The sequence below is a fragment of the Halomonas sp. DP5N14-9 genome (genome assembly GCF_019802175.1).
Lineage (GTDB): Bacteria > Pseudomonadota > Gammaproteobacteria > Pseudomonadales > Halomonadaceae > Halomonas > Halomonas litopenaei.
On sequence record NZ_JAHVHR010000035.1, the window covers coordinates 449,672 to 475,333 of the forward strand.

Consider the following 25,662-nt stretch of genomic DNA (forward strand, 5'->3'; position numbering starts at 1 on the left):
TAGGCAGCAATGAGCAACGCCTGGCAGCAGGAGGTGCTGGCCGAGATCAAGGCCGGGGGACGCATCAGCGATGGGGATATCGTACGCCAGGTTCGCCGAGCCGTGTTGGCCCAGCGGCTGCCGCCGGGCACTCGACTGCCCGAGGTGGCGCTGGGCGAGGTGTTCGGCGTGAGTCGTTCGGTGGTGCGCAAGGCGCTGACCCGTCTGGCCTCCGAGTACGTGGTCGACCAGCGTCCCAATCAGGTGGCGCGGGTGCGCTCACCGGACGTGGACGAAACCCGCCAGACCTTTGCCGCCCGACGCCTGGTGGAAGGTGAGCTGGCGGCGCTGACCGCCGGCACGCTGCCATCGACGGTACTGCTGCAGATCGAGGATCGTGCCGACCGTGAGCGTCAGGCCTTTCTCGCCAATGATGAGCCTTCACGCATCGAACATTCCCTGGCGATCCACCACCTGCTGGCGGAGCATTCTCCCAACCGGGTGCTGGGCACCATGCTCACTGATCTGATCCTGCGCACTTCGATCGTCATCGCCCTGTACAAGCGCCAGGGGCTCGGTAGCTGCTATCTCGAGGGCGATCACCACCGTCTGCTCGAGCACCTGCGCAGTGGCGACGCCGCAGCCAGTCGCAACGACATCGAGCATCACCTCGACAGCCTGATGGGCCTTCTCGACCTGGGACCACGGGACAGCCGTATCGACCTCAAGTCGATCCTGGGCGGCGAGGGTTGAGGCGAGACTCCTTTCTTCCTGATTGCCGCCGCGAGCCGTGTTGATCATGCGTTTTCCCCTGTCGATCCTTCTCCTTGGCCTGTCTCTCGGGCTTGCACCGATGTCCGCCGTGGCCGACCGGGTTCACGTCGCGGCGGCGTCTTCGCTGCAGTTCGCGATGCCCTCCTTGATCGAGCGCTTCAAGACGAGCGACAGCGGTGTCAGCAAGGATGGCGACATCGATCTCAGCGTCACCTTCGGCGCCTCGGGCAATCTTCAGCGCCAGATCGAACAGGGGGCGCCCTTCGCACTGTTTCTGTCGGCGGATGAGCGCCGCGCCCGGGACCTCGAGCAGGCCGGGCTGACCCAGGGCGATGGCGTCGACTATGCCCAGGGCCGGCTGGTCTGGCTGCAGCGTGACGACCGACCGCTGCCGCCGCAGGACGCACCGCTTGAGGCGGTGCGCGAGGCGGTCGCAGGGCTTGAGCAGGGAGGCCCTGCGCGGCGTATCGCTCTGGCCAACCCGCGCCACGCCCCTTATGGCATGGCCGCCCGCGAGGTGCTCGAACGCCAAGGGCTGTGGCAGGCAAGTGAACCCCTGCAACTGTTGGGTGAAAACGTCGCCCAGGCCGCCCAGTTCGCGCTGTCCGCCGAGGCCTCCGGTGGCCTGGTCGCCTATTCCCTGGTCAAGGCGCCACGCCTGGCCGAGCGCGCTGGCTGGCGGTTGATCCCCTCAGACTGGCATCGACCCCTGGTACAGCGCATGGTGCTGCTCGAAGGGGCGGGCGCTGGCGCCGAGGCCTTCTTTGACTTCTTGCAGACGCCCGAGGCGCAGGAGATCCTGCGGGATTATGGCTTTACTGCGCCCGTGACCGGCGAGTAGCCGCTTTATGGACGCTCTGGCGCTGGTCGTCTCGCTCAAGCTGGCCTTGCTGACCAGTCTCTTGTTGCTGGCACCGGGTATCTGGCTGGGGCGGCGCCTGGCCCACAGCCGGTCACGCTGGCGGCCGCTGGCGGAATCCCTGGTGGCACTACCGCTGGTGATGCCTCCCACCGTCATGGGCTTCTACTTGATGCTCGCCTTCAGTGCCGACGCCCCGCTGGGCGGCGCCTGGCAGGCGCTGACCGGTACCAGCCTGAATTTCTCCTTCAGCGGCATCCTGCTGGCCTCGCTGGTGGTCAACATTCCCTTCGCGGTACAGCCGATCCAGCGTGCCTTCGAGGCCTTGCCGGACCACCTGCGTGAGGCCGCCTGGTGCAGTGGGCTATCGACCTGGCGCACTTTTATGACCATCGAATTGCCGCTGGTGATGCCTGGCGTCATCTCGGCGCTGGCGTTGACCTTTGCCCACACCCTGGGGGAGTTCGGCGTCATCCTGATGGTGGGAGGGGCCATCGATGGCGAGACTCGCACCCTGGCGATTTCCATCTACGACCACGTCCAGGCCTTCAACGAGGGGGCCGCCGGGGTGATGTCGGCGCTGCTGCTGGTGGTCTCCTTCGTGACCATTGCCGTGGTCTACGGGTTGGCGGCGCGCCGCCGCTGGCGGGGGCGTTGAGCATGCACCATCACCAGGATGTCCATACGGGACTCGACGTCGACCTGGCCCAGCCCGGGCCGATCCCGCTCGAGGCACGGTTCGCCTGCCGCCCGGGGGAGTTGCTGGCGCTGGTCGGTCCTTCGGGCAGCGGCAAGTCGACCCTGCTGCGCGCCATCGCGGGGCTCTATGCTCCTGCCTCGGGGACGGTGCGCTGTGGCGGCGAGCGGTGGTTTGACGCCGAACAGGGGGTCGTGTGGTCGCCGCAGCGGCGCAGGGTGGGGCTGGTGTTTCAGGACTATGCGCTGTTTCCTCATCTCGACGCCGCCGACAATATTGCCACCGCCCTGGGCCACCTGCCGCGGCGTGAACGTCGCCTGCGAGCCGCGCACTGGCTCGAGCGAGTCAACCTCGAAGGGCTGGAGCGGCGCCTGCCGCGAGAGCTGTCCGGCGGCCAGCGTCAGCGGGTGGCCTTGGCCAGGGCGCTGGCCAGGGAGCCACAGGTGCTGCTGCTCGACGAACCCTTCTCGGCAGTGGACCAGGTGACGCGCCGGCGGCTTCAGCGTGAGCTGGTGCAGTTGCGCGAACGCCTCAATATCCCCATCGTGCTGGTCACCCACGACCTCAACGAGGCCAGCGCCCTGGCCGATCGCCTGTGTGTGCTGCATGGCGGCCGGACCCTGCAGCAGGGCACCCCGAGCGAGCTGTTCCGGCGCCCCGACAGTCCCGAGGTGGCGCGCCTGCTGGACCGGCCGAACATCTTCAGCGGCCGAGTGGTCGATACCGCCCAGGGACTGCGCCTTGGCTGGGGCGAGTGGTGTCTTGAGGTAGCCGCAGGCCTCGAGGGGCTCGGCGAGGGAGCCAGGGTGACCTGGTACCTGCCGGAATCCGATATCGTGCTGCAGCGCCGCGACCGGCCCTCCCGCGGGGTGCGGGAAAACCTGGTCACCGCGCGGGTGGATGAGCTGCTGGTGCTGGGCGGACAGAGTTCCGTGACCCTGAGGGTGCCCCACGAAAGCCAGCCCCTGCGCTTTGATATCTCGACCCACGCCGCCAGGCGCAATGGGCTTGCACAGGGTGCCTGGGTCAATGTCTCGTTGCTGGCTGCTGGCATCCACCTGATGCAAGCGGATAAGCTGCCTGCCTTGCCTGCCGATGACCATCCTGACTGAGAGGCCTCCATGACCCTGACTCGCCGTCGATTCCTCAGCTCCCTGGCGCTCGCGCCGGTGGCGTTCTCTACGCCCTTTCTGGCGACGTCGGCCTTTGCCGCCGCCGACAGGGAAGAGGTGACCCTGGTGGTCCATGGATCCCAGGGGCCGAGTCGTCTGACGGTCGAGGTGGCCGACGAGGCGGCGGAGCGCAACCGTGGGCTGATGGGGCGCGAGCGACTGGCCGATGACGCCGGCATGCTTTTTCTCTACGCCAGTCCCCAGGGGGTACATAATGGCTTCTGGATGTACCAGACCCTGCTGGCGCTGGATATCGCCTTTATCGGTGCCGACGGACGCATCCAGGAGATTCGTCGCATGGAGCCCTGCCAGGGCGAGGCCCAGGAATGTCCGACCACCCGTCCGGCGTCGCGCTACCACGCTGCCCTGGAGGTCAAGGCCGGGACGTTCGAGGCGCTGGGCGTCGGTCCCGGCGACTGTGTCAGCTGGCCGGGCAGCAGCGGGAGCTGCAGCGGCTAGGGGTCCTTGCTGACGGCGGTGGGTACCGGCGGGGTGGCGGGAGCACGACCAGGCCCGAAGCGGATGACGATCAGCGCCACCCCGGCGACCACCATGCCACCACCGCCCAGCTTGTAGGCGTTGACGCTGTCACCCAGCAGCACGATGCCGAGGATCACCGCCAGCACCGGCACCAGCAGCGTCAGCGGTACCACCCGGTTGACGTCGTGGCGCCGGATCAAGCCAAACCAGATGCCGTAGGCCAGGATCGAGGACATCAGGGCGGTGTAGAGCACCGCCCCCCATCCCGCAAGGCCGGCGTCGAGCATGGCCTGCCAGTGGTTGTCCTCGAACCACCAGGAGGCCAGCGCCAGTTGGGGAGTGGCGAACAGCGCGATCCAGCCGGCCATCGCCATCGGCGAGACCTTGGGCCCGAGCTTGATCAATAGCTGGGATACCGCCCAGCCCAGTGCGCTGGCCAGCAGCAGTGCGGTAGGCAGCGGCGCCGGCAGGGTCGGCCCGCCGGCCAGCACGCCAATGCCGCCGAAAGACAGCAACAGTCCCACCAGGCGTTTTGCGCCGAGCCGCTCCCTGAGAAAGATCACCGCCAGCAGGGTGGCGAAGGGCGTACCCATCTGCACCAGCAAGGCACCGGTACCCGCCTCGGCCTGGCCGAGCCCGATGATCAGCAGGGCGAAGTTCATCACCCCGAAGGTCACCGACAGCAGTGCCAGGAAGGGCAGCTGATGGCGCGCCACCGGATGAAAGGGCGCCAGCAGCGCGGCCACCAATGCCAGGCGCAGGGTGGTCAGGAGCAAGGGCGGCATGTCTGACACGCCAAGCTTGATGACGATGATGTTCAACGCCCAGATGGCGATGACCAGGAGGCCGAGAAGGAGGTCGCGTAGGGGCACCGGTCGTCCTTGATGGGTAAAACGAGCAGCATAGCAGAGCCCCTGGGCCGGTCCGAGGGGCGCCTTCGTTCGACTGCCTTGTTCACCACGTCATGATCGGTCCCCCCTTCGCAGACGCTCGATGCCCACGCTCTCACACGCTCCAGCCGTGCAGCCCTCGCACGAACGACATGGCGAGGACATCTGAGCGCGCTTGTCCGAAGGCCAACGGGCCTTTCGCGCATCGCGCGGCACTTGTCGCGGATTACCGTTTGCAGGCATATTGAAAAGTCGACAAGATCAATACGTTTCTCCCTTAATCACCACACTCGACCCCCAGCCTTCGCCAGGCTAGATCCGGCTTCTGATGCAGCGTTTGTGTCAGGTACCGGTCAGCGTTGGCCTGGCCAAGGGGGCATCAATGCAAGGACACGTCATGACATCTCTGTTCGGCTCGCGCTCGCCGTCTCGTTTCTCTCTCACCCTGGTCGGTGCGGCCATCGCCCTTGGCTCGCTGGCCGCCTCGGCGGACGTCGAAGCGCGGGAACTCAAGGTCTCCACGGTGCTTTCCGATGCCTTCCCCTGGGGCCAGGCCGCTCAGAAGTGGGCTGACCTGGTCGAGGAGCGTTCCGACGGCGAGCTGACGCTCAGGGTCTTTCCCAATTCCCAGCTGGTCAGCGGTGACCAGACCCGGGAGTTCTCGGCGATGCGCTCGGGGCTGATCGACCTGGCGGTGGGCTCGACCATCAACTGGTCGCCCCAGGTGCCGGAACTCAATCTGTTCTCCTTGCCCTTCCTGATGCCGGACGAGAGCGCGGTGGACGCGATCACCGAAGGTGAGGCCGGCGAGCTGGTGTTCCAGGCGATCGAGTCGCGGGGCGTGGTGCCGCTGGCCTGGGGCGAGAACGGCTTCCGCCAGCTGTCCAATTCCCAGGGCGTGATCGACGAGCCGGCGGACCTGGAAGGCCTGAAGATCCGGGTGGTGGGGTCGCCGCTGTTCCAGGACACCTTCAGCGCACTGGGCGCCAACCCGACCCAGATGAGCTGGGCCGACGCCAAGCCGGCGCTGACCACCGGCGCGGTGGATGGCCAGGAGAACCCGCTGTCGGTGTTCGACGTGGCGCGTATCGACCAGGTCGGCCAGGAGCACGTAACGCTGTGGAACTACATGAACGATCCGCTGATCTTCGCCGCCAACCAGCAGGTCTGGAGCACCCTGTCCGATGACGAGAAGGCGTTGCTGCGTGAGACCGCGGTCGAAGCCGGCGCCTGGGAGATCGCCATGACCCGCGAGCAGGAGAGCGAGCGCCTGGCGGCCATTCAGGAGCGTGGTGTGACCGTCACCGACTTGAACGAGGAGCAGCACGAGGCGTTCGTCGCGGCGACCGAAGGGGTTTACGAGAAGTGGGTACCGCGCATCGGCGAGGACCTGGTCGAGGCCGCCCGAAGCGCCATCGACGCGCGCTGAGCAACCGCTCTGACGCGGCGGTAAACCTTGTGCCGACCCTCATGATCGAGGGTCGGCGTTGATTGACTCCCGACCGACGCCCTTTCTCGATGAAACGTCCTGATGCACGAATCGAGCGCACCCTGGCCACCCTGGCGATCCTGATCATCGGTGCGATCAGCCTGGTCAATGTGGTGGTGCGCTACATCACCGGTGGTTCCTTTGCGTTCACCGAAGAGTTTTCTGTCTTTCTGCTGGTCATGTTGACCTTCGCTGGCGCCTCGGTGGCTCTGCGAAGCCATCGCCATATCCGTATCGGCCTGCTGGAGCGGGCGCTGCCGCCGCTTGGCTATCGCCTGCTGGTGATCTTCCAGGGCTTGTGCGGGCTGCTGGTGCTGGGTCTGATCACCTGGTTCGGTGCGCTCATGACCTGGCAGGAGTACCAGTGGCAGTCGTTGTCGCCCGGACTCGGGCTGCCCCAGTGGTGGTACCTGATCTGGCTGCCGCTATTGTCGGGGCTGATGTTCCTCCGCCAGTGCCAGGCGAGCCTGGAGCGGCTGCGCGGAGGTGCTCACGATGACGCCTGATGTATGGATGCTGATCGCCTTTCTGGTGCTGCTGATCGCCGGGGTGCCGGTGGCCTTTTCGCTGGGTCTGTCCGGCGCCGTGGGCATCGTCACCGGGCTGTCGCCGGCGATGCTGGCGACCCTTGGCACCAATACCTACAACAGCGTGGCCAAGTATCCGCTGATCGCCATTCCGCTATTTATCCTGACCGGGCTGATCTTCGAGCGGGCGGGGGTCGCGGCACGCCTGGTGCGCTTCGCCCAGGCGCTGATCGGGCCTCGCCATGGTGGCCTCGCGGTGGTCGCGGTGGTGGTGTGCATGATCATGGGGGGCATGAGCGGCTCCGGCCCCGCCGACGCCGCGGCGGTGGCGATGGTGATGCTGCCGAGCATGACCCGCGCGGGCTATCCGCGGCCCTTCTCGGCGACCCTGATCGCTTCCTCGGCGTCTACCGCCATCCTGATCCCGCCTTCGGTGGCCTTGATCCTGTACTCCATCGTGGTGCCGGGGGTGGATCTGCGGGCGCTGTTCGCCGCCGGACTCTTTCCCGGGGTGCTGGCCGGTGCTTCGCTGCTGATTCCGGCGTTGTGGCTGTCCCGGCGTTTCGGTTGGGAAGATCCTGCCGAGATGGAGCGTCCACCCATCGGCAAGAGCTTCCGCGAGGCGCTGCCGGCGCTGTTCGCGCCGGTGATCATCCTCGGCGGTCTGCGCAGTGGCCTGTTCACGCCCACCGAGGCGGCGGTGGTCGCCGTGGCCTACGGCATCCTGGTGGGCCTGGTGCTGACCCGTGAGCTGTCGCTCAAGGACCTGTGGGGTCTGATGGGCGAGGCGGCGGTGGTGTCCGGGGTGGTCATGCTGATCATCGCCCTGGCGGGCATCTTCGCCTGGTCCGGCACCATGCTCGGCACCTTCCGTCATCTGGCAGAGTGGGTCATCGGGCTATCCGATAACGGCACCTTGCTGCTGCTGTTGATCATGCTGGCGGTGCTGGCCGCGGGCATGCTGCTGGACGCCATCTCGATCTACCTGATCATGATGCCGATCCTGATCCCGGTGATGCAGCACTTCGGCTGGAATCCGGTGTGGTTCGGCATCCTGCTGGCCATGAATATCGCCATCGGCCAGTTTACTCCGCCGGTGGCGGTCAACCTGATGGTGACCACCGAGGTCGCCAAGGTCAGGCTGGAGCAGACCGTGGGCTGGGCCATGGTGTTCGTGGCGGCGATGGCCTCGGCGCTGGCATTGGTGGTGATCTTCCCGGAGATCGCGCTGTGGCTGCCTCGGGTGCTGGGTTACAACGTCTAGGCCGCCTGGGGCAGTACCCAGGGCAGTGGTGGGACACAAGGCGCGAGCATGGCTCGCGCCTTGTTGTTTTCATGGTCTTCAGTCGTTGTCGGTCAGCGTCTCGAGCCAGCGTTGATGGACGTCTCGGCTAGCCTCGTCGAACAGCACGAAGCGTACCAGTTCGATATCGGGGCAGGCGGGCAGGGTGGTCAGGACCGTGGACACGGCAATTTCCGCCGCCTCGTTCAGCGGGTAGCCGAACACGCCGGTGGACAGTGCCGGGAACGCCAGCCGACGGATGCCTTGCTGCTGGGCCAGGCCCAGCGCCTCTCGGTAGCAGCCGGCGAGCAGTTCGGCGCTCGGTTCGTCGACGCCGTAGACCGGGCCGAGGCAGTGGATCACCCAGGCGTTGGGCAGCGCAAAGCCTTCGGTGATGACCGCCTGGCCGGGGCGAATCGGTGCCAGCGGCCGCCCGGCCTGGGCCAGCTCCGGGCCGGCGGCACGGTGAAGGGCGCCGGCCACACCGCCGCCGCTTTCCAGCTGGGCGTTGGCTGCGTTGACCACCGCCTCGACGTCGGCCTGGCGGGCGATGTCACCGGTAATGCATTCGATCAAGGGATAGTCCATGGAGACTCCTGTCATTGGCTTGCGGTGGTAACCGTCGGTGACGGTAGCGGCCCTGTGGCCAGCCGGTCGATGTCCTGACGGCGGTCGCCCGCCAGTGGAAGCCGCTTCCTGGCACGCTCCAGGGTGTCGCGCTCGAGCTGCCAGCTGACCAACGCTTCCTCTTCGCCCAGAACCTCTGGCGACGCCTCGGGGGTGACCAGCGGCGGACACAGCAGCGAGTGCCCCCAGCCGTTACCGGCCCGGTTGAGGCTTAACCAGTAGCATTGGTTTTCCATCGCCCGGGTGACGACGAAGCTGTGCCAGCTGGTGAAGGAGAAGTCCCGAGTGAAGGCCACCGGGTGGACCATCAGGTCGACGCCCAACCGGCGGTAGCGGGCGGCCAGCTCACCGAACCTGAGGTCGTAGCAGATCATGAAGCCGACGCGCCAGCCGGCGATATCCAGCGTCACCAGGCGCTCGCCCGGGCTGAAGTGGGCCGCCTCGGCGCTGGCGCCGAACTGGGCGCAGTGCAGCTTGTCGTAGGCTCCCGCCAGTTGCCCCTCGGCGTCGACGACCACCTGGCTGATATGGCGCCGGAGGGAGCCGTCGGCCCGGCGTGATCTGCGCGCCACGCCGAAGGCGATCGGGCATCTGAGTTCCTGGGCCAGCGCGCAATAGTGTGCTGTCACAGGCCCTTGCAGGTCGTCATCGAGTTCATCCATCGCCTCGAAGGCCTGCTCGCCGTACTCCTGGGACGACAGCTCCGGCAGCACGATCAGCTGTGGGCGTTGCTGCGACGCGGCAGTGCGCAGGCGCCCGGCCAGGGCGTCCAGGTGGTCGCGCTGGTCGAGCCGATTGCGGGTCGCTGCGATAGAGGTCTGGCAAGCCAGCAGGCGCATGGATTCCTCGCAGTTGGCGAAAGAGGCAGGGTAACCCGAATCAGTGATCGGACGACATGGGCGGCAGTCGATTGCGTCAGCGGTGCCAAGGGCTATGCTCACGGTAGACCGTCGACGCTCGATTTCCGCTCCGCGAGTGTCAGCGGTCGAGAGCCTTGGGCCCTCGTTGTATACCTGGCCATCGTTGCAGGCCGACGGGGAGGGAAGGGATATTTCTCCACGCCCTGAGGGGCGTGCAGAAAAAATTAACGCCCACTAAACGTTAGCGGTAGCTAAACTCTCGTTTTACAATGATTCGGCCTGGTCTCTCCAGGTGAATTTATCGCAAAAGGAATGACTGGTGGATCTTTTGCCGGCCCAGGAGGGGCAAGGCACGAGTCCATGCCGTCAACGTCGACAATACCAAAAGAGGTGTGACCATGAAGCGCCATGCTTTCTCCGCCGCTGCACTGTCCAGCGCCATTCTCGGAGCCGCCATGTTCACGTCCCCGGCCATGGCCCAGGACGAAGAACAGTTCATCACCATCGGCACCGGGGGTCAGACCGGCGTGTATTACGTCGTTGGCCAGTCTGTCTGCCGCTTTGTGAATCGCAACAGCGAAGAGACCGGCATCCGCTGTAACGCGCCGTCCACCGGTGGCTCCGTGGCCAACGTCAATGGTATTCGCAGTGGCGAGCTGACCATGGGTGTTGCCCAGTCTGATGTGCAGTATCAGGCCTACAACGGTACCGGCAACTTCGAGGGCGAAGCCTACGAAGACCTGCGCGCCGTGTTCAAGGTGCATGGCGAGCCGCTGACCATCCTGGCCCGTGCCGATGCCGACATCGAGAGCCTCGATGACCTGGCCGGCAAGCGCGTCAACATCGGTAACCCGGGTTCCGGCCAGCGCAACACCATGGAAGTGGTGATGGACGCCAAGGGCTGGACCGAAGACACCTTCTCGCTGGCCTCGCAGCTCGACGCAGCCGAGATGGCATCTGCCCTGTCGGACAACAACATCGACGCCATGGCCTACGTCGTCGGCCACCCCAATGGTTCCATCCAGGAAGCCACCACCACCGTCGAAGCCAAGCTGGTGCCGCTCAACGACGACGCCATCAAGGGCCTGGTCGAGGAGTATCCGTACTACTCCATGTCCACCATTCCTGGCGGTCTGTACAAGGGCAACCCGGATGACGTCGAGACCTTCGGTGTCGCCGCGACCTTCGTGACCAGCGCCGAGGCCGACGACGAGCTGGTCTACCAGACCGTCAAGGCGGTGTTCGACAACTTCGATCGCTTCAAGCGTCTGCACCCAGCCTTCGAAAACCTGGATCCGCAGGACATGGTATCCAACGGTCTGTCCGCACCGCTGCATGAAGGTGCCGCTCGTTACTATCGCGAGCAGGGCTGGATCGAGTAAGGGGTCTTCCCCTCTCGGGGGAATAGCCAGCTAATCTCTGCGCGGTCGGCCGTTGGGCGGCCGCGCAGTGCGTTGTGGCCCGTCGATGGATCGACACCGGACGTTCGGTAGAGACCAGACAGCGCCAGCACGACTGGCCCGCGAAAGCGGGCATTCGGGGATGGAGGCGAAGCCCTCCATCATGACGATTCCTCTTCCAGGCAGGGCACGCTTATGACTGAGGACAACAAGAGATCCACGCAGTCCGAAGTGGATCTCGAGGACATGGTCGCCTCCAGTGACTCCGGTTCGCGCAACCCCTTGGGTGCGCCCGGCAAGCTGCTGGTAGGCGTTGCGGCGGCATGGTCGCTGTTCCAGCTATGGATTGCTTCGCCGTTGCCGTTCATGGCCGGCGTCGGCGTCTTCAACGCCACCGAAGCGCGCTCTATTCACCTGGCCTTTGCATTGTTTCTGGCCTTCATGGCCTACCCCGCGACCAAGCGCTCGCCGCGGGACCGCATTCCTCTTCAGGATTGGGTGCTGGCGATTCTGGCCGCTTCCGCCGGGGCTTACATGTTCGTGTTCTACGAACAGCTGGCGGACCGTCCTGGCGCACCCATCCTGCAGGACGTCATCGTCGGTGTGACCGGCCTGATCCTGCTGCTCGAGGCAACACGGCGGGCGCTCGGGCCGCCGCTGATGATCATCGCCTCGATCTTCATCTTCTATTCGCTGGCGGGGCCCTGGATGCCGGGTATCCTCGCCCACCGTGGCGTCAGCCTTTACGGCCTGGTCAATCACCAGTGGCTGACCACTCAGGGCGTGTTTGGTATCGCCCTGGGCGTTTCGACCAGTTTCGTCTTCCTGTTTGTGCTGTTCGGCGCGCTGCTCGACAAGGCAGGTGCCGGCAACTACTTCATCAAGGTCGCCTTCTCGCTGCTGGGCCACTACAAGGGCGGGCCCGCCAAGGCCGCCGTGGTGGCCTCCGGCATGACCGGCCTGATCTCCGGCTCGTCCATCGCCAATACCGTGACTACCGGTACCTTCACCATTCCGATGATGAAGCGTGTCGGCTTCTCCTCGGAGAAGGCCGGTGCGGTGGAGGTGTCTTCCTCGGTCAATGGCCAGATCATGCCGCCGGTGATGGGCGCTGCCGCCTTCCTGATGGTGGAGTACGTCGGCATTTCCTACGTGGAGGTGATCAAGCACGCCTTCCTGCCGGCGCTGATTTCCTATATCGCGTTGATCTACATCGTTCACCTCGAGGCGCTCAAGGCCAACATGGAGGGGCTGGAAAGCTCCAACCCGCCCAAGCCGCTGGTACGCAAGGTGATCGGCTTCCTCGGTGGTCTGCTGCTGCTGATGGTGGTGGCGCTGGGTGTCTACTATGGCCTGGGCTGGCTCAAGCCGGTGCTGGGTGATGCGACTCCCTGGGTGGTGGCCGTGGCGCTCTCGGTGGTCTACGTGGCGCTGTTGAAGCTGGGGGCAAACTATCCCGAGCTCGAGCTCGATGATCCCAACGAGCCTATCTACAAGCTGCCCCAGACCCGACCCACAGTGCTGGTAGGCCTGCAGTATATCCTGCCGGTGATCGTGCTGATCTGGTGTCTGATGGTGGAGCGCCTGTCACCGGGACTGTCCGCCTTCTGGGCGACGGTGTTCATGATCTTCATCATGCTGACCCAGCGCCCGATCATGCACGCCTTCCGTGGGCGGGGTGATTTTGGCAAGGATCTGCGCGAAGGCTGTCTGGACCTGTGGACGGGGCTGGTGACCGGTGCGCGCAACATGATCGGTATCGGTATCGCCACCGCCACCGCCGGCATCATCGTGGGTGCGGTCTCCCAGACCGGTGTCGGCCTGGTGCTCGCGGACGTGGTCGAGATCCTGTCCATGGGCAACCTGATGCTGATCCTATTCTTCACCGCCATTCTCAGCCTGATCCTGGGCATGGGGCTGCCGACCACCGCCAACTACATCGTGGTGTCGGCGCTGCTGGCTCCGGTGATCGTGCAACTGGGTGAGCAGAACGGTCTGCTGGTACCGCTGATCGCGGTGCACCTGTTCGTGTTCTACTTTGGCATCATGGCCGACGTCACGCCGCCGGTGGGCCTGGCCTCCTTTGCCGCTGCGGCGGTTTCTGGAGGGGACCCGATCCGCACCGGCTTCCAGGCGTTCTACTACAGCCTGCGTACCGCCGCGTTGCCGTTCCTGTTCATCTTCAACACCGACCTGCTGCTGATCGATGTGGCGCCCTTGCAGGGCGTATTGATCTTCGTGGTGGCAACCATCGCCATGCTGATCTTCGCCGCGGCGACCCAGGGCTATATGATCACCCGCAATCGTGTCTACGAGAGCGTCCTGCTGCTGCTGGTGGCCTTCACCCTGTTCCGCCCAGGCTTCTGGATGGACATCATCCATGATCCTTATCGCAGTGTGCCGCCGTCCGAGTTCGTCGAGGCATACGGCAACGTGGACGAGGACAGCACCCTGCGCCTGCAGGTCAAGGGCGAGGACGCCTTCGGCGATCCGCTGACGACCTACATGACGCTGCCGGTGGCAGACGGCGAGACCGGTGAGGATCGTCTGCTCAATCTCGGTCTGGAACTGATCGTCGAGGACGGTCGCGCCATCGTCGACATGGTGACCTATGGCAGTCAGGCTGCGGATCTCGGCTTCGACTTCGATCAGGAGATCGTCGAGATTCAGGCACCGGTGGACCGCTGGCCGAAAGAGCTGATGTGGATTCCGGCGCTGCTGCTGTTCGCCCTGATCGTGTTGGCACAGCGCCGTCGTCGGCCCCCCGAAACCACTGAGGCTAAGGCCTGAGGAGGTCCGTCATGTACCAGAAAATCCTGTTACCGGTCGATCTCAATGAGCCATCGTCGTGGGAGAGGGCACTGCCGGTGGCGCTCTCGCTGTGCCGCAACTTTGGTGCCAGCCTGCACCTGGTGACGGTGTTGCCGGACTACCGCATGCCGCTGGTGGGGTCCTACTTCCCCAAGGACTTCGCCAAGAAGGCCCATGAAGCGGTACAGAAGGCGCAGCATGACTTCATCGTCGAGCACGTGCCGGAGGACCTGACGGCTCAGGCGATCATCGCCGATGGCTCCCCCTGGGAAGCCATCATCAAGGTCGGCAAGAAGATCGATGCCGACCTGATCGTCATGGCCTCGCATACCAAGCGCAAGTTCGCCGACTACGTGATCGGCCCCAACGCCGAGCACGTCGTCCATCACAGCAAGTGTTCGGTGATGATCGTGCGTTGACCCAGACGACAAGCGCTAGCGCCATCGACGCCCCCTCACATGAGGGGGCGTTTTCGTAAGCTTGCGTAGGTTGAAGGCGAATCCAGGGCCCATCAACTACAGTCAAATTAGAGTCGATGGGCGCCGGCGATGGCGTGAAGGAACCTCGCATCTTGCCCCTTGACTCCCGTGACAGGTGGGCGGTGGCAACCGTCATCCGTGGGTACAAGGGGGAGTAGATGATGAGTGCAGCAGCATCACGACACGACAAGGAGTCGAGCGGGGCCAGGGTAAAGATCTCCATCAAGAACGTCGGTATGGGGCGGCCCAGGGTGTGGTTATCTTCGGGATTCGAGGACTTTCGGGCCGCCACTGCGGTCAGCCTTTCCTATGGCATGTTCTGGGTCGGGCTCAGCATCGCCGTCACGGCAGGGGCGCTGACGCTGGGACTGTGGCATTGGCTGTTGCCGCTGGTGGCCGGCTTCATGTTCATCGGGCCGTTGGTGGCGGTGGGCTCCTACGGGATCAGCAGGGCGCTGGAAGAAGGCCGCTCCCCGACCCTGGGGGATGCCTTTGGCGCCTGGCGCGGCCACACCGGGCAACTGGCCATGATGGGCGTGATGATGATGATCTTCTTTCTCGCCTGGATTCGCCTGGCCACCTTGCTGTTTGCCCTGTTCTTCGGTCTCCAGTCGCCGGATCCGTCCACGGTCTATGCGTCACTTCTGACCACGCCGGAAGGCCTCGGCATGCTGGTGGTGGGGCTGGCCTTTGGCTGTGTGCTGGCGTTTGGCGCCTTTTCCATCAGCGTGGTCGCGATTCCAACCCTGATGGATCAGGACCTGACGTTCATGGAGGGCATCGAGGCCAGTATTCGTTCGGTGGCACGCAATTTCCGACCGATGCTGCTGTGGGCAGCGATTCTCACCGGCTGCGTACTGGTGGGGATGGCCACCTTCTATATCGGGCTTGCCTTGATTCTGCCGGTACTGGGGCACGCGAGCTGGCACGCCTACGAAGACCTGGTGGTGTGCGAACGGCTGGACGACCCCGGCGCCTGAGGGCGGCATCCTGGTCCGTGAAGACGCCCCTACAGGGGGCGTTTTCCTGAACCAGCAAAGCTCGAGGGGCCCACAGACTGACCTTTGGCGCTCGATCACGTAATCTACTCCTGCAGAAAGAGTCAGGAGACGTCATGCGGGTGCCAGCTTTCCTTTGCCAGGTGGGTGTCCTCCTGGGGCTGTTGGTAGCAGGGGGAATCGGCCAGGCCCATTCCCAGCCTCTGCCAGCTCCGGAGGGGCCTGTGCTGCTTAAAGTATCGGGCAATATCCAGAACACCAATGTGGATGCACAGCTTCTGCTGGATCGTGCCATGCTCGACGATCTGGAGAGTCGTGCGCTGGTGACCGATACCCCGTGGCATAGCCAGGCCAGCCGTTTCGAGGGGCCGCTGCTCCGCAGCGTGCTGGAATCCGCCGGTGTCACCGCCGACAGCATTCGCGTGCACGCCTTGAACGGCTTCGTGGCCGATATCCCGGTCTCCGATGCCTATCGCTATGACGTCATCCTGGCCATGAAGCAGGACGGCGAAGCGATGTCGGTGCGAAACTTCGGCCCGCTGTTCGTGTTGTACCCTTTCGATGATCATCCAGAACTACTTAACGAGTCGGTCCAGTTTCGCTCGGTGTGGCAGGTAGATGCCATCGAGGTCCCGTGATCAATGTCACCGGGAGATCGGTCGAAGGCCATCAGGAGGCAAGGCAGGGAGTGCAGCGCCCCAATACCATAGTGAGTGATCCCGGTGTATCGGCTGGTGTCGACCCGAACATTCTGCCAGCAGATTCCCGACCCAAGGAGGAGGGTGCTCGGCGCATCCGTTCCGTATGCGACGCTATCCTCTGAGACTGGTATTCAGTGCCGTGGCGGCACTGACCTTCTTTGCCGCCGCCATGGTGGTGATCGGTCTGGTCGCCTGGCGCCATGACAATCTTTCCCACCAGGTGGTGGAGGATATCACCTGGCATTCCTACAAGCTGGACCGAGACGTGGTGTTGCTGCGCAATCACCTGTTGTTCGGGGAGCATGGACCCGAACAGCTGGCCGGCTTCAGGCTCGAGTTCGACCTGTTGTTCAGTCGACTGAACCTGTTTCGCCACAGCGACATTCACGATCTGGTCGAGGAGGCTCCGGCCGCGCGTCGCCAACTGTCGATCATCATCAGCCTGATGCAGGACCTGGATGCCGAGGTCAGTGCCCTGGCGTCCCTCGATAGCGAGGCAGAGGCCGTTCTTGACCAGCATCTTGCCGCGCTATCCACCGAGACCGAAAGGTTGATCATGGCCGTCAACGGCCATCTGGCCGAGATCAATACCGCAGAGCGTGTTCGTCTGCAGCGACTGTACCTGTTGCTGCTGGTGATGATCCTCGGTATGAGCCTGGCCGGAGGGGTCATGCTTGCCGTGCTTTTCAAGGAAGCCCGTGACAACGAGGCCTCGCGCAAGGCGCTGGAGACGCTGAGCGGCGAACTGGAGATCAGTGCCCGGCGCGCCCAGTCCGCCAGTCAGGCCAAGTCCGACTTTCTGGCCACGGTGAGCCACGAGATCCGCACGCCGCTCAACGGTGTCATCGGCATGAGCGAACTGTTGCGTGATCTCGAACTGTCGGAGCCCGCCAGCCGCTACTCGCACACCATTCATGACAGCGCCCGCCAACTGATGGGCATGATCGATGACATCCTCGACTTCTCCAAGATCGAGGCAGGACGCATGGAGCTGGATGTTCAGCCGGTGGCACTCGATGCCTTGATCGAAGATGCGCTGGAGCTGTTTCGTCCGCGCGCACTCGACAAGCGGTTGCGCTTGCTTGGCCACGTGGACGAGACGCTGCCGGCACGACTCCAGGGGGACCCGGGCCGGCTTCGACAGGTGCTGCTCAACCTGCTGGCCAACGCCATCAAGTTTACCGATCGCGGCATGGTGAGGCTGTCGGTAGCGCCGGTGGACGAAGGCTGGGTGCAGTTCGACGTGGTGGATACCGGTCAGGGCGTCGAGGCGTCCCTGCTGCCTCAGTTGTTCGAGCCCTTCCGCCAGGGCGATGCCTCCGTTGCCCGGCGCTATGGCGGCACCGGTCTGGGCCTTGCGATTTCCAAGCGCCTGGTAGTGGCCATGGGGGGCGAGATAGGGGGCGACAGCCGCCGAGGCAAGGGCAGTCGCTTCTGGTTCCGATTGCCGCTGGTGCCCTGTGACGAACCCCGCCGTCAACCGCTGACGGTGGCCAGGGCGCGCGCCCATCCCAAGCAGCTCGCCGAGGCGGATCTGCTGGTGGTGGAAGACAATCTGGTTAACCAGGAAGTGGCGATCGCGATGCTGGAACGCCTCGGCTGTTCGGCTACCTTGGCTTCCTGCGGCAAGGAAGCGCTGGCTCTCTGCTCACAGCGGCGTTTTGACCTGATATTGATGGATGTCCAGATGCCTGACCTCGATGGTCGCGAGGTCACCCGGCGCCTTCGCAGCTTTTCCGACTGGCGTAGTGAGGTTCCCGTGGTGGCGATGACCGCTGGTGGCGCCAGTCACGATGAGTCGGACTGCATGGCCGCCGGCATGAACGACTATCTGACCAAGCCGCTGTTGATGGGCACGCTGCTGATGGTGCTCAAGCGCCACCTGCTGGGAGAGTCCGAGACCTCGACGACTCCGAGGGGTATCACCTCACTGATCAATGCCGATACGCTCGATGCCCTGGACGAAGGGCTTGGGGGCGAGCGCCGGGATGCTCTGGTGGATCTGTTCGGACGACAGGCGCGCGAACGCTTGCCGGAGATCCAGAGCGCCTACCGGCGAGGCGAGGAGGAGCCGCTGGCCCAACTGGCCCATCAGCTCAGGGGCGAGGCCGCCGGCGTCGGCGCCATGGCTCTGGCCGAGGCGGCGCGAGCGCTGGAGCGTTGTGCCCTGGATGGCTGCATCGAGGATGCCAGAGGCGTCATCGATGCGCTGCCTGAGCTGCTTGAACGCACCCTGGCGGCCTTTGCCCGCAGCGAGAGGCGCGCCTCCCAGACCTGAGGTCGGCTTCGGCGTCCCGCTGTGTTGCTGAGCTCTACTGTTCAGTGGTCGTGGGAAGGTGCCGTTTCAGTTGCCTTGGGGACGGGGACGTCGCCAGCGCGGATGTCGTGGCACCACCACCCGTTGTGCCCGGTATTCACCCCGCACCGCATCCATCGCCAGCGCCAGGGCCTGCTCGGCGATGCCTCGATGATCCTGTACGGCGGAGTTGACCGCCAGCGGCAGAAAGTCCAGCAGACGGTTGTCGCCGAAACTCGCCATGGCCAGACGCGGGGGAAGGCCGCCGCGTGCAATCAATTCGTCCAGGGCGCCTTCCAGCAGAATGTAGGACGCGGTTACCAGGGCGTCGGGCAGTCCCTTCTTGTCGATGTAGTCAGCCAGCAGCCTGGCGCCTTCCTCGCGGGCATAGTGATCGCCGCTTTCCAGGGTGCACTCGAGCTCGCGTCCCTCCACGCCTGCGCGGAAGCCGGCACGGCGCTCTTCGGTGATCGAAAGGTGCGGCACCGCATCGAGCCATAGCACGCTTTTGACTGCCGGCGTCATCAGTGAGCGTGTGAGCTGTTCGGCGGCCTCGCGGTCATTGCTGACGACGCTGGCGAAGCTCGCCTCGGGCAGGCCCCGGTCGATGGCGATGATCGGCAAACCCTCGTGCATCAATTCGGTATAGAAGGACTCCGGCTGCGCCAGACAACTTGCCACGATCAACGCCTCGCAGCGTTGGGCGCGCAGTGACAGGGCCAGGTCCCGCTCGCTGTCGGGCTGGTCGTCGGAGCCGACGATCAGCAGCTGGTAGCCCTGGGCCCGCGCTCCGCGTTCCAGGTGCTTGGCCAGGCGGGCGTAGCTCGAGTTTTCCAGGTCCGGCACGATCAGCCCCAAGATGCGGCTGCTGCCGCGCCGCAGGGCCGCCGCCTGGGCATCGACACGGTAGCCATGCTCCGCCACCACCGCCATCACTCGGTCCACGGTGTCCTGACGAATACGGCGCTCCCTGGCCTTGCCATTGACGATGTAGCTGGCGGTGGTGCGGGAAACGCCGGCCAGGCGGGCAATTTCGGCCAAGGTCATGCGGGTGTCTCCATTGAAGGCGTCGGGCGTGGTCACGGCGACAAGGTGTCAATTCCCTCTAGTCTACCTGGCATGGCAGCAGTGTCCCCCTGCCAAAGTCGTAGCTTTTGCGACTTGCCATGTGCGCTGAATCGTACCAGCATTGTGGCATGGTGAGGTGACACGATTCAGCTTTCGAGCATTTTGCATTTGCCGAAGCCAGGTGATCCCAGCATCCGGCGTGCGCTGTATCTGTTGCATCCCGGCAGTGCCGGGGCGCTGGACCTCCTCGCCGACACCGTTCAACCGATACCGGTGAGGAAACGCTGCACCTCACCCAGGAGAGCCCTTCATGCTGACGCTGAACGCCGACGACATCCTGCTGGATTGTCGTGCCGAGAGCTGGCGCCACGCCCTCGACGCCGCCTTTGACACCCTGAAGGCGGCCAGCCTGGTCGATGACGGCTACCGCCAGGGCCTGGTCGATCGGGAGTCCCAGTCCTCTACCTGGCTTGGCAATGGCATCGCCATCCCCCACGGCACCCCCGAGAGTCGAGGCGCGGTGCGTCGCACCGGGGTGCGGGTGCTGCAGTTCCCCGAGGGCGTGCGCTGGCACGACGGCAACCTCGTTCATGTATTGGTGACCATCGCCGCCCAGAGTGACGAGCACCTGGATATCCTCAGAAGCCTGACCCACGTGCTCGACCGGGACGGTGTCTCCGAACGCCTGGCCCAGGCGAGCAGCGCCGAGGAGATCACCGAGCTGCTGGCTCGGCCGGTGGTTCGCCCGCGACTGGACCAGGACACCCTGGTGCTGGGCCATCGCGCCGACGACCTGCTCGATCTGGCGCTGGCCGGGGCTCAGCGGCTGCGCCAGCTGGCATTGGTCGATACCGCCTATCTTGCCGAGATGGTCACCACCATGCCGACGCACCTGGGACGGGGGCTGTGGCTTGCGTCCAGCGAAGCCGGCGTGTCCACGCCGGCACTCGCCGTGGTGACGCCGGCCAAGCCCGTCCAGCATCAGGGTAGCGACGTCGAAGCGGTGTTGTGCCTGGCCTCCCATGGCGAGGCTGGACGCCCGCTGGCCGACGCCATCGTGTCGCTGGTGGCGTCACTGGATGAGTCCGACGCCGCCCATCTGCGCGAGCGGGACGCTGACGACTGGCTGGCGCTGCTGGCTGGCGAAGGTGGCTCGGCGCAGAGTCGTCGCGTACGCCTGCTCAACGCCCATGGGCTTCACGCGCGTCCGGCCAAGGTGCTGGTCCAGAAGGCACGCGAAAGCGGGGTCGCCGTGCAGGTGCGCCTGGCCGAGGGCAGCGGACGCCCGGTGTCGGCGGCGTCGCTGACCAAGGTGATCGGTCTTGGTGCCAGACGAGGGCAGGAGCTGATCCTGTCGGCGCGAGGCGAGGGTGCCGAACAGGCGCTGACATCGCTGGTCGAGGCGATCAACGATGGTCTGGGGGAGCAGGTGACGCCACTGGCGTCTTCGGCTGTGTCGCAAGGCGAAGCCGAGCAGGCGGTCGCGGAGCCGGTGGCGGCAAGCATGCCGCCCGCCGACCAGCCGCTGGAAGCGGTGGCCGCATCGCCGGGACTCGCGGTGGCGCCGCTTTTCGTGATCAAGACCCCGGACTTCAACTATCCCCGCGAGGAGGCGGACCCCGTCTTGGAGCGACAGCGCCTCGAGCGGGCCATCGCCCAGGGCGGCGAGCAGCTCAAGGCCCTGATTGCCCGGACCGCCGGAGGCGAGGTCGCCGCCATTCTGTCGATGCATGAGGAAATGCTCGAAGACCCGGAACTGGCTCAGGCCGCGCGAGAGGGCATCGACGAAGGGCTTTCCGCCGAGGCCGCCTGGTGGCAGGCAATCGACGTCGCCGCCCGCGCCCAGGAACAGCTGGCCGATCGCCTGCTGGCCGAACGAGCCGCGGATCTGCGTGACGTCGGCCGTCGTGTGCTGGGTATCCTGTGCGACGTCGAGCTGCCCGAGCCGCCGGCCGTGCCTTACCTGCTGGTGACCGACGATATCGGTCCGTCCGATGTCGCCCGCCTGGACACCGAGCGGGTTCGCGGCATCCTCACCGCCCGGGGCGGCGCCACCGCCCACAGCGCGATACTCGCCCGGGCACTAGGGATACCGGCGGTAGTCGGTGCCGGTGCCGGCGTGCTGGCGCTCAAAAATGGCACTGAGATGCTGCTCGACGGCGATGAAGGCTGGGTCGTGCCGGCACCCTCGCAAGCGCGTCGCGAGCGCTTCGAGGCGCGCATGGAAGCGCTGGAGGCGCTCAAGGCACGTGCCTGGGACGCTCGCTTCGAGGACGCCCGGACCGAGGATGGTACCCGCGTGGAGGTGGTCGCCAACCTGGGCAATACCGCCCACGCCCGCGACGCCGTATCGCGCGGCGCCGAGGGGGTGGGGCTGTTGCGTACCGAGTTTTTGTTCATGGCCCACGCCTCGCTGCCGGACGTGGAGACCCAGGAGCGCGAATATCGCGAAGCCCTGGATGCCCTGGACGGCCGCCCGCTGGTGGCGCGGACCCTGGACGTGGGCGGCGACAAGCCGCTGGCCTACTGGCCACTGCCCCAGGAAGACAACCCCTTCCTCGGCCTGCGTGGCATTCGTCTGGCCCTCAGGCGTCCCCAGGTGCTGCGCGATCAGTTCAGCGCCCTGGTGAAGGCCGCCGACGGCCGGCCGCTGCGCATCATGCTGCCCATGGTCAAGGACCTGGATGAGTTCCGCGCCGCCCGTGCGATCTTCGATGAGGTGCTGCGCGAACTCGGCGTCAGCCGAGACGGCGACCGCCTGCAGCTGGGCGTGATGATCGAGGTGCCGTCCTGCGCGCTGCTGGCGCCGAGCCTGGCGCCCGAGGTCGACTTCTTCTCCATCGGCACCAACGACCTGACCCAGTACACCCTGGCCATCGACCGTGGTCATCCTGAGCTTTCCGGGGAGTCCGACGGCCTGCACCCGGCGGTGCTGCGGCTGATCCAGATGACCGTCCAGGCGGCCCATGCCCATGGCAAGTGGGTCGGCGTGTGCGGTGAGCTGGCCAGCGACCGCCAGGCGATCCCTGTGCTGGTTGGCCTCGGCATCGACGAGCTGTCGGTGAGCGCGCGTCAGGTGCCCATGGTCAAGGCACGCCTGGCGTCGGTCTCCACCACCCGGGCCCGGGAACTCGCCGCCCTGGCGTTGGCCGCTCCCACCGCCCGGGACGTGCGCAGAGAGCTGGAGGCGAGCCAATGAGCGAGATATCCGGCAATGCCGTCAAGCCACCGGTGCTGACCGTTTCGGCCAACCCGGCGCTGGACCTGTCTGTCGCCGTGGACCGGCTGACGCCAGGTGCGCTGCACCGCGCCGAGTCAGTCGAGCTGACCGCCGCCGGCAAGGGCGTCAACATGGCGCGGGTGCTCGCCGCCCTGGGCCACCCGGTCTGTGTCACAGGCTTTCTGGGCAGTGACAACGACTCGCCCTTCATCGATGCCTTCGCCGAGATGGGGGTCGAGGACGCCTTTGTGCGATTGCCCGGCGCCACCCGCATCAACACCAAGCTGAGCGAGGCCGACGGTCGCGTCAGCGATATCAATGCGCCGGGACTCAGCGTCGATGCCGACGCCTGGCAGCGCCTGATCGCCACCATCGAAGCGCGTCTGACGACGCCTGCGCTGCGCCCCGCCGCGGTAATGATCGGCGGCAGTCAGCCACCGGGAGTCGGCGCTTCGGCGCTGGCCGAACTGATCACGCGGATCAAGGCCACCGGCGTACCCGTGTGGGTGGACACCAGCGGCGAGGCGCTCAAGGCAGCGGTCAAGGCGGGGGCCGACGCGGTGAAGCCCAACCTGGAAGAGCTGGCCGACTGGGCGGATCGTGACATTGCAACAGACGTCGACGTTCAGCGTGCAGCCCTTGAGCTTTACGCCGCCGGCGTCGGCGACGTGCTGATTTCCGCCGGTGCCGACGGTGTGACCTGGCTGGGTCCGCATGGCCTGTGGCAGTCGCTGCCTCCTGCAGTCAGGGTAGCCAATACCGTATGTGCCGGCGATACCCTATTTGCCGCCATGCTGCACGGCGTGCTGTGCGAGGCGCCTGTGGAACAGGCGCTGAGGTTTGCCACGGCGCTGTCCGCCGAGGCGGTGCGCCACACCGGCGTGGGCCGGGCCGACGCCTCCGATTTCTCCGACCTTCTTTCCGACACCAGGGTGCGGCGCCTCAATGACGTCGAAGCCCGGGGAGTACTTGCATGAACGTGATCCTGTTGACGACCTGCCCCGGCGGCAGCGTCACGAGCTACCTGGCCGCCCAGCGCCTGACCCCTGCCGCCGGGGCCAAGGGCTGGCAGCTCTCCACCGAGGTGCACTCGAGCCTGGCACCGGTCGAGACCCTGTCCCACCAGACGCTGGCCGCGGCCGAGCTGGTGATCGCGGTGGGCGAACCCATCGCCGGGGCCCACCGCTTCAGCGGCAAGCGCCTGTATCGTGGCAGCCTGGAAGATGCCCTGAGCGACCCGTCGGACTTTCTCGAGCGGGCGGCCCGCGACGCCCAGGTGTTTACCCCCCTCAACGATGAGGCGGCCAGCGCTTCAGGGAATGGCCCCGTGGCTGCAGACGTCAGCGACGAGGCGCGCATCGTCGCGGTGACCGCCTGTCCCACCGGGGTCGCCCACACCTTCATGGCCGCCGAGGCACTGGCCGAGGCAGGGCGTGGGCTCGGCCATCAGGTACGCGTCGAGACCCAGGGCTCGGTGGGCGCTCAGGATCAGTTGACCGACGACGAGATCGCCCAGGCGGATCTGGTCATCCTGGCCTGCGATATCGAGGTCGATCCCACCCGCTTTGCCGGCAAGCGGATCTACCGCACGTCCACCGGCAACGCCCTGAAGAAGTCGCGCCAGACCATCGAGGCAGCGCTGGTCGAGGCCCAGGTGGAAAGCGCGGATGGCGGTGCCAGGGCCGAGTCCGCCAAGAGCTTCAAGGAGAAGGGCGTCTACAAGCACCTGCTGACCGGAGTGTCCTTCATGCTGCCCATGGTGGTAGCCGGGGGCCTCTTGATCGCGCTGTCCTTCGTCTTCGGCATCGAGGCCTTCAAGGAGGAGGGCACCCTGCCTGCCGCCTTGATGGAGATCGGTGGGGGCACCGCCTTCGCCCTGATGGTGCCGGTGCTGGCCGGCTACATCGCCTATTCCATCGCCGATCGCCCCGGCATCGCCCCGGGCATGATAGGTGGCATGCTGGCGTCGAACATCGGTGCCGGCTTTATCGGCGGTATCCTGGCGGGCTTTCTGGCCGGCTACGTGGCCAAGGCGGTGACCCGCTACGTCAAGCTGCCTTCCAGCGTCGAGTCACTCAAGCCGATCCTGATCATCCCGCTGGTCGCGAGTCTGGTCACCGGTCTGGTGATGATCTATGTGGTCGGTGAGCCGGTGGCCGGAGTGCTCGAGGCACTGACCGCCTTCCTCGAGAGCATGGGCTCCACCAATGCGGTGCTGCTGGGGATTCTGCTCGGCGCGATGATGTGCTTCGACCTGGGGGGACCGGTCAACAAGGCGGCCTACACTTTCGGGGTGGGCCTGCTCGCCTCCGAGACCTACGCCCCCATGGCGGCGATCATGGCCGCCGGCATGGTGCCGGCGATCGGCATGGGCATCGCCACCTTCGTCGCCGGGCGCAAGTTTGCCGACCCCGAGCGCGAGGCCGGCAAGGCCTCCTTCGTGCTGGGGCTGTGCTTCATCAGCGAGGGCGCGATTCCCTTCGCCGCCAAGGACCCGCTGCGGGTGATTCCCATCAGCATGCTGGGCGGCGCCATCACCGGTGCCATCTCGATGCTGGTGGGCGCCAAGCTGATGGCCCCCCATGGCGGTGTATTCGTGCTGTTGATTCCAAATGCGATTACTCCAGTGTTGTGGTACCTGCTGGCGATCGTCGTGGGCTCGCTGGTGACCGGGCTCGGCTACGCCGCCATCAAGCGCGGCGAGACGGCCTCCATGCCGGTGGGCGAGGGGGCCTGATATGGGGGGCTCGGCACTCACCGGCGGTTGACGGCCAGCAAGGTGCAGGTGGCGCCCTGGGTGCCTCTCACTGGTGCACGATGAAGGGTATTGCTCAATGGCTCGGCCTGACAGGTCGGGCCATTTTTTTTGTTCTTGACCCTTTAACGAAATGATCGACTGGTATTTTGCTGGATTATCAGTAAAAAGACGGAAAAATTCCGAGCGCATGGCATAATGGCGCGCTTCTTGCCTCATGCTAGGCAGGACCCGGAGCAGGTGGCGACCCCACCTCAGCCGGGACAGGGCCTTACCGGGCCCAGGCGGCCCCCACCCG

21 protein-coding genes are annotated in these 25,662 nt (G+C 65.6%); 17 read left to right on the forward strand and 4 right to left on the reverse strand.

The window, feature by feature from the left end:
- Positions 1–9: 9 nt before the first annotated feature.
- Genes KUW00_RS21660 through KUW00_RS21680 form a run of 5 tightly spaced genes read left to right on the forward strand, consistent with a single transcriptional unit; the run spans position 10 to position 3,940 of the window.
- Positions 10–732, forward strand: a complete 723-nt coding sequence (locus tag KUW00_RS21660) for a GntR family transcriptional regulator (RefSeq protein WP_222570104.1) — start codon at positions 10–12, stop codon at positions 730–732.
- A gap of 46 nt (positions 733–778) precedes the next feature.
- Positions 779–1,594, forward strand: a complete 816-nt coding sequence (modA, locus tag KUW00_RS21665; protein ID WP_213229138.1) for a molybdate ABC transporter substrate-binding protein — start codon at positions 779–781, stop codon at positions 1,592–1,594.
- 7 nt (positions 1,595–1,601) lie between these two features.
- A complete protein-coding gene (gene modB / locus KUW00_RS21670) occupies positions 1,602–2,270 on the forward strand; it encodes a molybdate ABC transporter permease subunit (RefSeq protein ID WP_213229140.1) in 669 nt (222 codons plus the stop codon).
- A 2-nt stretch (positions 2,271–2,272) separates the two neighbouring features.
- Positions 2,273–3,421, forward strand: coding sequence for an ABC transporter ATP-binding protein (locus KUW00_RS21675; protein WP_108132442.1), 1,149 nt, complete (start codon positions 2,273–2,275; stop codon positions 3,419–3,421).
- A gap of 9 nt (positions 3,422–3,430) precedes the next feature.
- Positions 3,431–3,940 (forward strand): DUF192 domain-containing protein, encoded by a 510-nt coding sequence (locus tag KUW00_RS21680; RefSeq protein WP_213229144.1) that lies wholly within the window; start codon positions 3,431–3,433, stop codon positions 3,938–3,940.
- Here the strand turns inward: KUW00_RS21680 and KUW00_RS21685 are convergent.
- Positions 3,937–4,833, reverse strand: coding sequence for a DMT family transporter (locus tag KUW00_RS21685; protein ID WP_222570105.1), 897 nt, complete (start codon positions 4,831–4,833; stop codon positions 3,937–3,939). The two genes, KUW00_RS21680 and KUW00_RS21685, sit on opposite strands and share 4 nt — an antisense overlap.
- Positions 4,834–5,248: 415 nt before the next feature.
- Between KUW00_RS21685 and KUW00_RS21690 the strand changes: the two genes are divergently transcribed.
- From KUW00_RS21690 to KUW00_RS21700, 3 genes are all read left to right on the forward strand, one after another.
- Positions 5,249–6,280, forward strand: a complete 1,032-nt coding sequence (locus KUW00_RS21690) for a DctP family TRAP transporter solute-binding subunit (RefSeq protein ID WP_045994090.1) — start codon at positions 5,249–5,251, stop codon at positions 6,278–6,280.
- A gap of 89 nt (positions 6,281–6,369) precedes the next feature.
- Positions 6,370–6,846 carry a TRAP transporter small permease gene (locus KUW00_RS21695; protein WP_045994089.1) on the forward strand — a complete coding sequence of 159 codons (477 nt, stop codon included), beginning with the start codon at positions 6,370–6,372 and terminating at the stop codon, positions 6,844–6,846.
- A complete protein-coding gene (locus KUW00_RS21700; RefSeq protein ID WP_222570106.1) occupies positions 6,836–8,131 on the forward strand; it encodes a TRAP transporter large permease in 1,296 nt (431 codons plus the stop codon). The genes KUW00_RS21695 and KUW00_RS21700 overlap by 11 nt, the downstream gene beginning before the upstream one ends.
- A 78-nt stretch (positions 8,132–8,209) precedes the next feature.
- On the opposite strand, the gene KUW00_RS21705 is transcribed toward KUW00_RS21700, so the two are convergent.
- Together KUW00_RS21705 and KUW00_RS21710 are read right to left on the reverse strand one after the other, a co-directional pair.
- Positions 8,210–8,737 carry a macro domain-containing protein gene (locus KUW00_RS21705; RefSeq protein ID WP_249742892.1) on the reverse strand — a complete coding sequence of 176 codons (528 nt, stop codon included), beginning with the start codon at positions 8,735–8,737 and terminating at the stop codon, positions 8,210–8,212.
- An 11-nt stretch (positions 8,738–8,748) separates the two neighbouring features.
- Complete coding sequence (locus tag KUW00_RS21710; protein WP_222570107.1) at positions 8,749–9,615, reverse strand: carbon-nitrogen hydrolase family protein; 867 nt, start codon at positions 9,613–9,615, stop codon at positions 8,749–8,751.
- 419 nt (positions 9,616–10,034) lie between these two features.
- Between KUW00_RS21710 and KUW00_RS21715 the strand changes: the two genes are divergently transcribed.
- From KUW00_RS21715 to KUW00_RS21740, 6 genes are all read left to right on the forward strand, one after another.
- Positions 10,035–11,018, forward strand: coding sequence for a TAXI family TRAP transporter solute-binding subunit (locus tag KUW00_RS21715; RefSeq protein WP_213229154.1), 984 nt, complete (start codon positions 10,035–10,037; stop codon positions 11,016–11,018).
- A 213-nt stretch (positions 11,019–11,231) separates the two neighbouring features.
- Positions 11,232–13,826, forward strand: a complete 2,595-nt coding sequence (locus tag KUW00_RS21720) for a TRAP transporter permease (RefSeq protein ID WP_222570108.1) — start codon at positions 11,232–11,234, stop codon at positions 13,824–13,826.
- An 11-nt stretch (positions 13,827–13,837) separates the two neighbouring features.
- Positions 13,838–14,266, forward strand: a complete 429-nt coding sequence (locus KUW00_RS21725) for a universal stress protein (RefSeq protein ID WP_045994084.1) — start codon at positions 13,838–13,840, stop codon at positions 14,264–14,266.
- Positions 14,267–14,487: 221 nt separating this feature from the next.
- Positions 14,488–15,306 carry a DUF2189 domain-containing protein gene (locus KUW00_RS21730; protein ID WP_045994083.1) on the forward strand — a complete coding sequence of 273 codons (819 nt, stop codon included), beginning with the start codon at positions 14,488–14,490 and terminating at the stop codon, positions 15,304–15,306.
- 242 nt (positions 15,307–15,548) lie between these two features.
- On the forward strand, positions 15,549–15,962 hold the full coding sequence (locus KUW00_RS21735; protein ID WP_231498610.1) for a molybdopterin-dependent oxidoreductase: 414 nt from the start codon (positions 15,549–15,551) through the stop codon (positions 15,960–15,962).
- Positions 15,963–16,128: 166 nt separating this feature from the next.
- Entirely contained in the window at positions 16,129–18,303 is a 2,175-nt protein-coding gene (locus tag KUW00_RS21740) for an ATP-binding protein (protein WP_222570109.1), read from the forward strand.
- A gap of 66 nt (positions 18,304–18,369) precedes the next feature.
- Here the strand turns inward: KUW00_RS21740 and cra are convergent, their stop codons facing one another.
- A complete protein-coding gene (gene cra, locus KUW00_RS21745; RefSeq protein WP_213229162.1) occupies positions 18,370–19,368 on the reverse strand; it encodes a catabolite repressor/activator in 999 nt (332 codons plus the stop codon).
- 331 nt (positions 19,369–19,699) lie between these two features.
- Between cra and ptsP the strand changes: the two genes are divergently transcribed.
- From ptsP to KUW00_RS21760, 3 genes are read left to right on the forward strand one after another with little or no spacing between them, the layout of a single operon-like run.
- Entirely contained in the window at positions 19,700–22,588 is a 2,889-nt protein-coding gene (ptsP, locus tag KUW00_RS21750; protein WP_222570110.1) for a phosphoenolpyruvate--protein phosphotransferase, read from the forward strand.
- On the forward strand, positions 22,585–23,586 hold the full coding sequence (locus tag KUW00_RS21755) for a 1-phosphofructokinase family hexose kinase (RefSeq protein ID WP_213229166.1): 1,002 nt from the start codon (positions 22,585–22,587) through the stop codon (positions 23,584–23,586). Before ptsP ends, KUW00_RS21755 begins: the two co-directional genes overlap by 4 nt.
- Positions 23,583–25,346 carry a PTS fructose-like transporter subunit IIB gene (locus tag KUW00_RS21760; protein WP_213229168.1) on the forward strand — a complete coding sequence of 588 codons (1,764 nt, stop codon included), beginning with the start codon at positions 23,583–23,585 and terminating at the stop codon, positions 25,344–25,346. Before KUW00_RS21755 ends, KUW00_RS21760 begins: the two co-directional genes overlap by 4 nt.
- The last annotated feature ends 316 nt before the right edge of the window (positions 25,347–25,662 follow it).

Coding starts and splice junctions, on each gene's coding strand:
- KUW00_RS21740 (WP_222570109.1), top strand. CDS start 16,129: ATGCGACGCTATCCTCTGAGACTGGTATTCAGTGCCGTGGCGGCACTG.
- KUW00_RS21675 (WP_108132442.1), top strand. CDS start 2,273: ATGCACCATCACCAGGATGTCCATACGGGACTCGACGTCGACCTGGCC.
- KUW00_RS21705 (WP_249742892.1), bottom strand. CDS start 8,737: ATGGACTATCCCTTGATCGAATGCATTACCGGTGACATCGCCCGCCAG.
- ptsP (WP_222570110.1), top strand. CDS start 19,700: ATGCTGACGCTGAACGCCGACGACATCCTGCTGGATTGTCGTGCCGAG.
- KUW00_RS21700 (WP_222570106.1), top strand. CDS start 6,836: ATGACGCCTGATGTATGGATGCTGATCGCCTTTCTGGTGCTGCTGATC.
- KUW00_RS21680 (WP_213229144.1), top strand. CDS start 3,431: ATGACCCTGACTCGCCGTCGATTCCTCAGCTCCCTGGCGCTCGCGCCG.
- KUW00_RS21755 (WP_213229166.1), top strand. CDS start 22,585: ATGAGCGAGATATCCGGCAATGCCGTCAAGCCACCGGTGCTGACCGTT.
- modB (WP_213229140.1), top strand. CDS start 1,602: ATGGACGCTCTGGCGCTGGTCGTCTCGCTCAAGCTGGCCTTGCTGACC.
- cra (WP_213229162.1), bottom strand. CDS start 19,368: ATGACCTTGGCCGAAATTGCCCGCCTGGCCGGCGTTTCCCGCACCACC.
- KUW00_RS21710 (WP_222570107.1), bottom strand. CDS start 9,615: ATGCGCCTGCTGGCTTGCCAGACCTCTATCGCAGCGACCCGCAATCGG.
- KUW00_RS21660 (WP_222570104.1), top strand. CDS start 10: ATGAGCAACGCCTGGCAGCAGGAGGTGCTGGCCGAGATCAAGGCCGGG.
- KUW00_RS21730 (WP_045994083.1), top strand. CDS start 14,488: ATGAGTGCAGCAGCATCACGACACGACAAGGAGTCGAGCGGGGCCAGG.
- KUW00_RS21725 (WP_045994084.1), top strand. CDS start 13,838: ATGTACCAGAAAATCCTGTTACCGGTCGATCTCAATGAGCCATCGTCG.
- modA (WP_213229138.1), top strand. CDS start 779: ATGCGTTTTCCCCTGTCGATCCTTCTCCTTGGCCTGTCTCTCGGGCTT.
- KUW00_RS21715 (WP_213229154.1), top strand. CDS start 10,035: ATGAAGCGCCATGCTTTCTCCGCCGCTGCACTGTCCAGCGCCATTCTC.
- KUW00_RS21720 (WP_222570108.1), top strand. CDS start 11,232: ATGACTGAGGACAACAAGAGATCCACGCAGTCCGAAGTGGATCTCGAG.
- KUW00_RS21690 (WP_045994090.1), top strand. CDS start 5,249: ATGACATCTCTGTTCGGCTCGCGCTCGCCGTCTCGTTTCTCTCTCACC.
- KUW00_RS21760 (WP_213229168.1), top strand. CDS start 23,583: ATGAACGTGATCCTGTTGACGACCTGCCCCGGCGGCAGCGTCACGAGC.
- KUW00_RS21695 (WP_045994089.1), top strand. CDS start 6,370: ATGAAACGTCCTGATGCACGAATCGAGCGCACCCTGGCCACCCTGGCG.